14 protein-coding genes and 1 pseudogene are annotated in these 10,703 nt (G+C 54.0%); 8 read left to right on the plus strand and 7 right to left on the minus strand.

The window, feature by feature from the left end; all coding sequences use genetic code 11:
- Positions 1 to 1,252 precede the first annotated feature (1,252 nt).
- From CSC94_RS23410 to CSC94_RS23430, 5 genes are all read left to right on the plus strand, one after another.
- Positions 1,253 to 1,549, plus strand: coding sequence for a hypothetical protein (locus CSC94_RS23410; RefSeq protein WP_099308793.1), 297 nt, complete (start codon positions 1,253 to 1,255; stop codon positions 1,547 to 1,549).
- 173 nt (positions 1,550 to 1,722) lie between these two features.
- The gene (locus CSC94_RS23415) at positions 1,723 to 1,953 is read left to right on the plus strand and encodes a hypothetical protein (protein WP_099308794.1); all 231 of its coding nucleotides are present in this window, start codon (positions 1,723 to 1,725) and stop codon (positions 1,951 to 1,953) included.
- Positions 1,954 to 1,961: 8 nt separating this feature from the next.
- Positions 1,962 to 2,279 (plus strand): hypothetical protein, encoded by a 318-nt coding sequence (locus CSC94_RS23420; RefSeq protein ID WP_205853408.1) that lies wholly within the window; start codon positions 1,962 to 1,964, stop codon positions 2,277 to 2,279.
- A 5-nt stretch (positions 2,280 to 2,284) separates the two neighbouring features.
- Positions 2,285 to 2,548 (plus strand): DUF1488 family protein, encoded by a 264-nt coding sequence (locus tag CSC94_RS23425; RefSeq protein WP_099308795.1) that lies wholly within the window; start codon positions 2,285 to 2,287, stop codon positions 2,546 to 2,548.
- Positions 2,549 to 2,560: 12 nt separating this feature from the next.
- Positions 2,561 to 3,361: a transglutaminase-like domain-containing protein gene (locus CSC94_RS23430; protein WP_099308796.1), complete on the plus strand. Its 801-nt coding sequence runs from the start codon at positions 2,561 to 2,563 to the stop codon at positions 3,359 to 3,361.
- A gap of 480 nt (positions 3,362 to 3,841) precedes the next feature.
- On the opposite strand, the gene CSC94_RS24385 is transcribed toward CSC94_RS23430, so the two are convergent.
- From CSC94_RS24385 to CSC94_RS23460, 7 genes are all read right to left on the minus strand, one after another.
- Positions 3,842 to 4,327, minus strand: a complete 486-nt coding sequence (locus tag CSC94_RS24385; protein ID WP_133123069.1) for a PAS domain-containing protein — start codon at positions 4,325 to 4,327, stop codon at positions 3,842 to 3,844.
- Positions 4,328 to 4,769: 442 nt separating this feature from the next.
- Positions 4,770 to 4,991, minus strand: coding sequence for a hypothetical protein (locus CSC94_RS23435; protein ID WP_099308797.1), 222 nt, complete (start codon positions 4,989 to 4,991; stop codon positions 4,770 to 4,772).
- Between the two features lie 124 nt (positions 4,992 to 5,115).
- Positions 5,116 to 5,325 (minus strand): cold-shock protein, encoded by a 210-nt coding sequence (locus CSC94_RS23440; RefSeq protein WP_099308798.1) that lies wholly within the window; start codon positions 5,323 to 5,325, stop codon positions 5,116 to 5,118.
- 382 nt (positions 5,326 to 5,707) lie between these two features.
- The gene (locus tag CSC94_RS23445) at positions 5,708 to 5,977 is read right to left on the minus strand and encodes a hypothetical protein (protein WP_099308799.1); all 270 of its coding nucleotides are present in this window, start codon (positions 5,975 to 5,977) and stop codon (positions 5,708 to 5,710) included.
- Between the two features lie 107 nt (positions 5,978 to 6,084).
- A complete protein-coding gene (locus CSC94_RS23450) occupies positions 6,085 to 6,294 on the minus strand; it encodes a cold-shock protein (protein ID WP_099308804.1) in 210 nt (69 codons plus the stop codon).
- A gap of 262 nt (positions 6,295 to 6,556) precedes the next feature.
- Positions 6,557 to 6,799 (minus strand): 30S ribosomal protein S21, encoded by a 243-nt coding sequence (gene rpsU / locus CSC94_RS23455; protein WP_099308800.1) that lies wholly within the window; start codon positions 6,797 to 6,799, stop codon positions 6,557 to 6,559.
- Positions 6,800 to 6,845: 46 nt separating this feature from the next.
- Positions 6,846 to 7,082, minus strand: a complete 237-nt coding sequence (locus CSC94_RS23460) for a cold-shock protein (RefSeq protein WP_342585976.1) — start codon at positions 7,080 to 7,082, stop codon at positions 6,846 to 6,848.
- Between the two features lie 216 nt (positions 7,083 to 7,298).
- Between CSC94_RS23460 and CSC94_RS23465 the strand changes: the two genes are divergently transcribed.
- From CSC94_RS23465 to CSC94_RS23475, 3 genes and pseudogenes are all read left to right on the plus strand, one after another.
- Positions 7,299 to 8,126 (plus strand): S1 family peptidase, encoded by an 828-nt coding sequence (locus CSC94_RS23465; protein ID WP_099308802.1) that lies wholly within the window; start codon positions 7,299 to 7,301, stop codon positions 8,124 to 8,126.
- A 130-nt stretch (positions 8,127 to 8,256) separates the two neighbouring features.
- A pseudogene (locus CSC94_RS23470) lies at positions 8,257 to 8,728 on the plus strand (IS5 family transposase); the annotation flags it as partial.
- A 770-nt stretch (positions 8,729 to 9,498) separates the two neighbouring features.
- Positions 9,499 to 10,329, plus strand: a complete 831-nt coding sequence (locus CSC94_RS23475; protein WP_099308803.1) for a class I SAM-dependent methyltransferase — start codon at positions 9,499 to 9,501, stop codon at positions 10,327 to 10,329.
- The last annotated feature ends 374 nt before the right edge of the window (positions 10,330 to 10,703 follow it).

Here is a 10,703-nt window from a genome sequence, read left to right on the forward strand (position 1 = left end):
ACCGGTACGTCAACCGGGATGACGATCCGGTACGGGCCATGGCAAACGATGTCTCGAACCGGATCGCAAGCGAACTGGCGAGTGGCGGGAGGGACACGCAGCATCTTCGCTCAACGGGCGAAAAATGATGACGGCGGCATGATCACCACCCACCCGGTCAGGCCACAAAGAGCAGGACTGGCTCCACAGCGAACGAAGCGAGCCAGAGACCGTACGCCGAATATCGCCGGAGGTTTCGGGTCCTTCCGGACGCCTTTCAGCCCACGGGTTTGTTCGCGCCGCAGCCAACACGGCTAAGTCGTGTTCGCCGTCACTATGTCTTTGCCTTTTTGTTTTTGTTGTTGAGCAAGACCAGCGCTGCAACCTTGGCGGAGACGGGTGAGCCTCGATGTAGGGCTCTAAGCATCCTGCTACGCGTGCCGGGTGGGGTCGCAGAGGTCTCTAGTTGCTGCCTTCTCGCTTCCCGGTCCACAATTTCCTACGAGACAGCGCGCAAACAAATGACTGCTTTGCGCCCTCATATCAGCCACTCAGTGGCAGAACTTAGCTTCCCGAAAGCGGCCATTTCCTGCGGCTCGATTGGCCACTTGGAACCGGCGCACAACATACGTTCGGACAGAGAAGACCAGGTTCGGCTTGGAATGGAACGGATATTCCGGACACTTTTTTCACGGTCATTGTTTGGAACATCGCCAGCCTGCTCGACCGCAATTTGGGCCGCAAAGATGCCAGCATTCATGCGAGCCTATGGAGCATACAAGCCCAATTTTTGCACTATTGCAACCTGCCTTGTTTAAACCGCTATTCTCATATAGATAAGATTCATACAGAGATCCGCCGAATAGGAATTCTCTGTTTGTTGACCTAAATAGATAATTGTCTTTTGTGATGATCTGATGCCAGTAGCCGCGCGAAGATCATTGTTTCTTGTTAATTGATCCGGTGCCGTACTCACTAGGGTTCAGCATTGATTCATAGCAAAGCTCAAATCTCTAAAGCCGGAGCGCATAAGCGCGCCTCCGCCTGAAGATGTCTGACCACCACGGCACGCACCACCCGGCCCCTCGTCCGGTTCTCATCACGCTTTCTGTTGCCTGGGTACGGTTCGATGCACAGCAAACCGCAGGATTACATCAATCTGGTTACAAGTAATACTGTATGGAAAGCCTTTCCAGCCTTTTAAAGCGATACTTCCACATCTCTATTCATCTGCCGACCTCGATACGGCGACCTATAAGGATCTGACCCGGTCATGACCAAAATGAAACTCGGGCTGCAGCATGCCCGCCGATCGCGCCATGAGGCGCCAACCCATATTTTCTCCATCGGACAATCCGTTCAGCTCAAAAGCCGTTTCTCTGGCTCTCGGTCAGTACGCGGCGTTTTCCAGGTCACCGGAACGCTGCCTCCCGTGGGCAACTCTCTGCAATACCGTGTCCGGAACGACGAAGAACTCTATGAGCGGGTAACAACGCAGGACGAGATCGAAGCTGCAACCACATCGCGGTCAAGCGCTGCACTGCTCGAAAGGACGTTCGGACATGGCTAAGGGACAGAAGCGAAGCAATCGTGAAATCAGGAAACCGAAACAGCAGAAGACGGCTCAGGCCCCCGAAACCGGGTTCAATAGCCGGAATAAGCTTGCAGCAATTGCCGCAGTAACGAACGCCAGGAAGAAGCCCTGACCCGCCCTGACCGCGAAGAAAACCCGAGAGGTTCTCGATGAAGGTCCTCATCGATTTCTATCGAACCCGCGCTGCCGATGACGCACATGCCATTGTCGGTCGCGAGACCGTGATCGTCGAAGGTGTCGATGGCGCAATCGAGGCTGCCCGGCATCTCCTACGAACACTGGAAATGCCTCAGCGACCGGACGCGGTGACGATCGCCGACGCATCCGGCGAGGTTCTCTATTCAGGTGATCTAAACGTCGAAATCATGAACAAAGGATAGTCAGAACCATGAATTTTTTCAAAAGATTCAAGAAGTTCCTTGATATCCCTTCGATCGCCGTCTGGGAAAATGAAGGAGGGGCGCTGGGCCGCAGTTCTCACGCGGAACTATATGGCCGCCGCATAGAAGCGGATCGGTCTTGGACAATCTACCATGTCTTCTCCGGCATCCCGGCAATCGCAGACGGCCAGATCATGACGGGACTGAACCGTTCGACTGCGACGTCTGGCATGATAGCTCTTAACCTCGGTAGAACTGCGGTACAAGGGAAACGGCGCGGCCATGCGGTTCAGTTTGGAACTGCCTCGGCGCCAAGGAAAGGCTGACGGACGTGCCTCTTGAGTTTCCAAACCGCAGCCGCAGCTTTGACGAAGCACGCAATGCTGTTCGCTTCGTCGGTCATGACGGCATGTTAGAGGTACCTTTCTTCGTCGAGGCCGCAGCATTGGTCGGGCTTGGTGCAATCGGCGTCTCCGAAGCTGCCAGCATTCAGGCATTCGATGCTGCATGCAGTTCGATCCATGATGTCGCACGGGAAGCCTATTCCAACAGGCGCCAAACAACCTACACCTTGACGCCCAAAGATTTTAGATAACGCATTGTCTGAATGTTGATCCGTTTTGGCTACGAAATAGAACTCACTTTCATGCAGGCAACTGCCTTGGTCTGCTTGTTGTCAGTCCACGACGATCGCGCCAACGACATCAGAGTACCGCAAACAGCGTTCACCAATCCTGCAGTTCCGGTGTCGATCTACCACGATTTGTTTGGGAACCGTTGCCAACGACTTGTCGCGCCTGCAGGCGACTTCATGATGTGGGGCGATGCCACGGTCGAGGATAACGGCCAACCAGACAGGACCGCGCCTGAAGCCAGGGAGGTCCCCGTCTCAGCGCTGCCTGACGACACTCTTATTTTCCTCGCAGGCAGTCGGTACTGCGAAACCGACCTTCTCAGCCAAATCGCCTGGGACCTCTTCGGATCCATTGAGCCTGGATGGTCGCGGGTGCAGGCGATTTGTGACTTCGTCCACCAGCACATCCACTTCGATTATATGCAAGCCCGCGCTACCCGGACCGCCTACGAGGCTTATTTCGAACGGGTGGGGGTCTGCCGTGACTTTGCTCACCTCGCGGTGACCCTGTGCCGATGCCTCAACATTCCGGCTCGATATGTCAATGGCCATCTGGGTGACATTGGCGTTCCAGTCGTCGATCCCATGGATTTCAGCGCCTGGATCGAGGTCTTTCTCGATAACGGTTGGTGCACTTTCGATCCACGCAACAACACTCCGCGTATCGGGAGGATTGTAATTGCCCGTGGCCGGGACGCAACCGACGTCCCACTCATCAACTCTTTCGGACAGCACGTCCTCAAGTCCTTCCGAGTGTGGACGTACGAACTATAGGTCTCGCTTGGTACGATTCTTATGCAACAGGCATCTGTGCGCCGTTTTTATTTCAACATAGGTAATAATTATGGAAAATAGCAAGATAAGCGAACTTGAGCAGAGAATTCATGAGCTTGAGAGTCTGGTACTCGGCCTTGTTGCCTATGTGGGCGTGCAGGCGAAACGAAACGGATGGGATGGGATCGATTTTCGGTCTTCAACACTGGCCAGAATTGCGGAGAAATATGCTTGGAACGCAAACTCTCCCTGCGGACGTCTTGGGACAGATTTGCCTTTTCCATTCGAACGCGCTGACAGGATGATAGCGGATATCCAAGATTCGTAATGAAACGATTATCCTTAAACTCGATCGTCGCCCCGTATCGTGTCGCGACAAGCCGCCGTGTTACCTAATGGGTCGCGACCTAGAGGGATGAACGGCCTTCCCACCAACCCGCTGCTATCGTTGTGGGCATAGCCGTTCTTTCAATCGGACCCTCAGTCTTGCAGAATGACAGATCTGACACGAGTTCGAACTTGCCTGATGGTACCGAAAAGTTCCGGCTTTCCTTTGCCATTGTTTCGAAACTGCCCGGCGACTTCCACAACCCTTGTTTTATTTTGACCATCAGCATTCAGTGTTCTCAGCACAAACTGAAAACAAGACTTTCTGGATATCGCGTCTTCAATGCAGTGCAACAAAAGGGGTCGGTCGTCCGCGTGATAGTTATGAGAAAGGTGAACCAGATTCATTGCGCCAGACGCTGGCAGCATCCCTTGCAGGATACAAGCGTCTTGTGAAAAGTAGGCTAGTCCTTCATCGAGGTCAAAGCGCCAGACGCCAAATTCCTCGAAACGTGCCATTAGATTCAACAGATCAACACCTTCCAAACCAACTTCTCTCATGGATTGGTTGTTCAGGCGTGGCGCCTTAATTTCTATGTTCAAAACACTACTGATGAGAGAAGGATCGTTGATAGACATTTGCCGACCTTTCCACAGCGTTAGTCGGCGTGTTTTCACGCGGTAGAACTTCGACTAATTTTTCTTTAAAAATAATATTCATCCTTACCTACACCCCAATCAGGCATTTGGATATAAAATAGTGATATCATTTATAAAAAGCTCGATGAATTAGGCGCCCAAGATATGCAGCAATCAGCGGCCGTTTGGATATTCCGCTTTTTATCTGCTGGTGAACGATTTGATGAAGCCATTTTCTGTCGGTTTGCCGGCCCGCGATAGTCGCGTGCGATGTCGTATGAGTTGATCAACAGACCTGGGTGAAGTGAGACGGGTCCGCCACCATAGCACGTTGGGAACAAGCGCTGCCCTGAACTGAAGGGGCATCCACCCCATCAGTTCATCCCGGACTCTCCAATCAACTGGAAGCAAGTTGAATATTAGCTGTAACGGCACCTTGAGGTTAGGTCTTGGTACCGCGCTTGGCTATGAGGACGGCTGTTTTTGCCGCGCGTTCATCCGCCTCCTTGGCCAAGCGGGCCTTCTTTAGCCGAGATGTCTTTTCCGCGCGGGCCTCAACCATCGTGTCGAGTTCCTGGACGGCGCGATGTCGCGCCAGGAACTGCGATTGAACCTTTGTGAAGGCATTCTCGGCCTGTTGGCGGGCTTTGCTGTGTTCAGTCATCGTAGTCCTTCCCGTTCCCTTTGGAGGCGAACAGCAAAAAGGCCAGGCAAAATGCCTGACCTTCCATGGTCTCAAGTTCTCGACAGTGCCGGTACATCCATGGTCAAGGGAGAGCAGGAACCTGTTACGCAGCCTGCAGGTTGCACGCCGACATCTTGCCCGACTTCGCGTCGCGCTCCACGTCGTAGCCAATCTTCTGGCCTTCAACGATCTCTCGCATTCCGGCGCGCTCTACAGCGGAAATGTGGACGAATGCGTCCGGACCGCCGTTGTCAGGCTGAATGAAACCGTAGCCCTTGGTGAAATTGAACCATTTAACTGTGCCAGTGGTCATGATGAACCCTTTCATAGCAATTGAATGACCGCCTCGCTGGAGCGAGGCAGATAGTGATAACGATTTTTGAAAGGGAGGTTCGTACAGGGCGCAGTGCGAGACGCGCGATAACCAAAGCTCAGCAAGCAAATATCGGTAAACCTTAGATAGAGATACGCCCCCCGGATGTCAACCTGCGTTTTACCGCCATTGGACGTCGATTTGAGAGCAGGCTTGGCTTCCTTTACTTCGCAGCAGCAAGCCTGTGGCTGCTTTCTCTTGTTAAAAAAAACTTAGAACTTGATGCTGGTCATGACGACGAACACGAAGCTGCCCACAATGGTTAGGACGAAAAGAGCTAGAAAAAACAGCGTCGAGTTGGCGCTTAGCCGAGCAAGATACTTCATGTTGTAAAGGCCCCGTCGCCATAGCCAACTTTCACAGACCGAGCGTCGTCCTGCGGATTTGCTCGCTGATCGGCCACGTTCCGGCTTGTGGAGGTTTTCGCCTCAAATGCCAGGCGCGCGCTGCGGAGTTTCTCCGTCTTGCTTTCCCGACTCCGCGCCTCGTCCTCAATAATGGCCCAAGCAGCATGATCGGTGATTTCGGCTTTGGTTTCAGCCTTCGTCTTGGAAATTCGAGAGTTGTTGTCCTGGTCTGTCCGACTGGTCATTTGATGCCTCTCATTCGGGTAATATAAAAAAGCCGGGCAACAGCCCGGCTTTGCTCATCTCGACAGACGGCGCCAGTACATCCGTGGTCGCCGACCAGAGACAATTTTTATGCAGCTTGAAGATTTTCAGCTGCGCTTTTGCCCGACTTCGGGTCGTTCTTGACTTCGAAGCTGACCTTCTGACCTTCGGAAATCGTGGTCATTCCCGACCGTTCGATAGCCGAAATATGGACAAACACGTCCTTGCCGCCATCGTCGGGCGAAATGAAGCCGAAGCCCTTGGTCGTATTGAAAAACTTGACTGTTCCAGTGGTCATGACGATTTCCTTCTCATCGGTCATAGAAAATGGCTTGCCGACTACAGAGTAGGGCAACCGTTAAGATCGATTTTGAGAGAGGAATATCGCCGAGGGCGTTTGACGCCATGAACAAAGTTCGACAAGCAAGACCGATGGCTGAAACATAGGCGTTAAAGGTGGTCGAAACAAGACCGGGCCGCAATTTATTGTTGTCCGGAGACTTGGGGCCACGTGCGATCGCCGCTTCGGGCGAAGTTGGCACGTCGACCGGGCTGTCCTGTCAGTGGGCGCCAATTCTGGGTTTGCGCTTCGGGCCGGGCAGCAATCCCTCGCGCTGGGCCAGTTTGCGAGCGGCCTTGCGGCTGCGGCGGATCGCTTCGCCCTTCTCCCTGGCACGCTTTTCCGACGGTTTTTCATATGCGCGCCGCGCCTTCATCTCGCGAAACACGCCTTCACGCTGCATTTTCTTTTTCAGCACTCGAAGTGCCTGGTCGATATTGTTGTCTCGAACAATGACCTGCATGGTTTTCCTTTTGGATCTTTCCTAAATCGACGATACTGACTTTTGATCAGGTCAGCCGGAGACTCACGGCGAATTCGCGCCCGTGGCGATCGGTTTCAACGTCGAATTCCAAGGTCTGCCCGATAGCCGGGCTGCCGAGACCAGCGCGATCAAGCGCCTTGATGTCGATGATGAGATCTTTGCCGCCATTGTCCGGAATGACGATGCCCACGCCTTTCCGTCCGTCATAATGCTTTACAGTACCTTTGCACATTGAATACCTCGCTATCTCCTGGGCAGCCATGCGCCAAGAACAGTAGACTCGAAAATCTGGAAATCGACAGATGCGTGGTGCGCAATGCGCAAATTTTGCCGAACGGCCAAAAAGACGATAGTGAATTATAGGATTTGCAGCTTTGAAAAACAAGGTTTATTCACGAAAACAAAAAAATCACTATAAAGAATTCTAAAAAAAGGAAAGTGATAAATGCTTTTAATGGCAAATATATATTGATTTAATATGCATATTTATCTTAATAAAACACAACTAAATCGGAACTCAATCGCGGAAACTTGGAAAAACTCAACAAAAACAAATAAGGAAGCGAGTTTGGAAAAAATATTATTGACGACAACAAGAATCAAAACATTCATCGGCAATCAGCAGCTGACAAATGCAACCGGCTTCTTTTTTATACGTGAAGATCATTTATATCTGACGACGAGCCTTCATGTATTGAAGGATAGTGCAACCAATCATCATCCCGATCGCATCGAGGTTGAGCTCCATACCGATCCGGAGAACCTCGCGCAGTCAATCGGCTTCTCAATTCTACTTTACCGGAACGGTACGAGCATTTGGCGCCAGGGAACCGACAGGTCGGGTTCCATCGATGTTGCGGTTATCGAGATGGACATGGATGCGCTGCCAGAAAGTTCACTGATCGTCGCCTTCACAACGGACAATATCCTGGGACCGGGCTTGCAGCCGGAGGTTGGATCCAGCTTGCTGGTTGTCGGATTTCCGCTTGGCTTTCATGATACTCTCCACCACTTGCCGGTGGTCCGGCATGCAGTGATTGCGTCTTCGTTCGGTCTTCGCTTCCAGGGGCATGGTTATTTCCTGGCGGACGGGCGGACGCATAGGGGCACCAGCGGCGCGCCAGTGGTCATGCGCCTTTCCAAAGAGGAGGAAATTCCCGGGCAGTTACCCTATCGCTTGCTCGGCATTCACTCGGCCAGATTGGATGTGGGCACCCGCGATCATCACATAGACGAAGCCCTCGGACTGAACTGCACGTGGTATGCCGACATTCTTATGACGCTGACCGGGCCGCAGGTTTCTTGATGGCAATCTTGGTGTCCGTTTTCGCGCGGGTGGAGGCGAATGAGGCCAAACCATTACTAGGCCGTGAACTCATAAACAGGATTCCCAATCCGGCATTGGAATGATTCAACCTCTTGCATGGAGGTGTCCGATGAGCCGCTACGATCTGACGGAGTTCGAATGGCGCGTGATCGCGCCGCTTCTACCCAACAAGCCGCAAGGCGTGCCACGCGTCGATGAACGCTGCGTGTTGAAGGGCATCTTCTGGGGCCTGCGCTCGGGCTCGCCCTGGCGCGACCTGCCGGAGCGCTATGGCCCGCACACGACCTGCTACAACCGCTTCCGGCGTTGGACCAAGGCGGACGTGTGGGACCGGATCATGGACGCGATTACAGAGGCTTACGGCGGCGATGCGCGGATGATCGACGGCACGAGCGTGCGCGCCCACCATTCCGCCGCGACCTTAAAAAAGCCACCCGGATCGATGTCTTGGACGAAGCCGGGGTGGTCTTACTGCGAAAATCCATGCTTTGACCGACGGCGGCGGACTGCCGGCCAGGCTCACCATTTCGCCGGGGCAAGCGCACAACATCCTGACAGCCGCCGAACTGCTGGACGGGATCGACCCTCCTCACCATGGCTAAGCGCACTTGCATCAGGCTACGCCTGCGCCATTGTGAATCCACAGCTTAGTTTATGCCCTTTACCTATTTAAGGGCAACGGGCGCGTCGCCTGGGACGACCCCTTTTTTGAGAATTCCATGTTTGATCTCGAATGGTCTATTTGGGCTCGATGCGGTCCTTCGCCAGCGGCGTCTACACGGCCCTTTTTGCGCCCAAACCGACCTTCAGGCCGCACCAAATGGTGGCCGCAACCGAAGGAGCCCCGCCGTTAAGCTGACCGGCCCCAAAAAGCCGATCATCGCTTCAAACCAACCGGCTTTTGCGAATCTCCAGCTCCCTACGAGATGTGACTACTTAGCCCTCCGGCGAAAGCGTTCGGCTGCTCACGCTTCGGAGTAGCAAACGCTAAGTGACCAACGTGGTCGGCGATACTACGGTGGGGTGAGAGTGCAGACCGTGTTGACGTCCGAGATGGAGCTGCTTGCCGAACGGCGGCTATCCGATAAATGATCCTTTTAGCCGCCGTTCCGCTGACGGCCCCGAAGCGGCCCGTTGGAAATGCGCCGCCAAATCGGTCATCCCCGATCAAAATTAGAAATTCTGAAAGCGGCCATTCGTGGTGTGTAATCGAAGGCCCATAGAGGGGGGGAAGCCGCCATTTGCTGCGCGACAGGCTAAGGTCCGCACTGCGGGACGGAGCTGCCGTTCGTTTGACGAGAACAAAGGTCCCCATCTAGTCTGCTAGAAAAGAATCTCTGGACGGCCGCCAATGCCATTTTCAACCGACGACATCGAACCTTTCAATGACTTCGAAAAGAACGGCTGGGAGAAGGCAGCAGAAGCATACCACGATCACTGGGGGCCACTTTCAGCGCAATCAGCGGTCCCTATGCTGCGTGGTGCAAAAGTGAGAAAGGGCGCTCGTGTTCTAGATGTGGCAACAGGCGCTGGCTATGTTGCTGCAGCGGCGAAAAGCATGGGGGCCATTCCTGTCGGACTGGATTTCTCACGCGCTCAAGTCGAATTGGCGCGCCAGGTCTACCCAGATATTGAGTTTACGGAAGGTAATGCGCAGGACCTGCCCTTCAATGATCTAACCTTCGATGCAGTGGTTATTGGTTTCGGAATGAACCACCTTGCGGAGCCCGAGAAGGCCGCCCGAGAAGCATGGCGTGTGTTGAAGCCGGGCGGAGCGTTCGCATTCTCCGTATGGGCTGACCCGGTGCCGGGTGAAGGATTTGGAATTGTGCTCTCTGCGATCGAAAGACTTGGTATCCCGAACGCAAAACTCCCTGCGGCGCCGCCTTACTTTCGTTTCGCCGACCCGGACGAAGTAAAGGCAATTCTCATTCCGGCGGGTTTCAAAGAGATTTCAACGACAGTAACGCCCCAATTCTGGCGACATTCGTCACCGGATCAGGTGTTCGATGCTTTCAACGAAGGGGCGGTGCGTGCGACAGCGATGCTGAGGGCGCAACCTGAAGAAGTCCGCGCGCGTATCCGGGATGTCATACGCAGCGAAGTTCGCGAACTCAAGAAAGGCGACGAATTCGTTATTCCGGTGCCCGCATCGCTTTCGGTGGGTTTCAAACCGAGCTGACGCTCGCTGCGGTGCCGTGATTTGGCAGGTATGGGCTCGGCGCAGACTTGCGGCACTGCGGCGGTCGGCGCGGTCGCCCAAGCGAGATCCCTGCGACGCTCCCGGCCCAAACCAGACGTTCGTGGTGAGCGCGGCAAAGGTCCGCTTCGAGCCCAAAGCTGCCGTTCATCTGATGGATCACCTGCTGGTCGTACCCGTTAAGAATTACAGGCACGCTCAGCTGAAGCCAATCAGATGTGATCGCCGGAAATCCCTTGGCTAGGCGGCTAAAGCAACCGTCCTCAAAGCGTCCATGAGTCCAGCCGGACCCGACCACAGAAAACCATGCCCACCGTACATTGGAGGTGCGTCGCGTCCGAAATCGGCTGCACCGA

The organism is Zhengella mangrovi, from assembly GCF_002727065.1.
Lineage (GTDB): Bacteria > Pseudomonadota > Alphaproteobacteria > Rhizobiales > Rhizobiaceae > Zhengella > Zhengella mangrovi.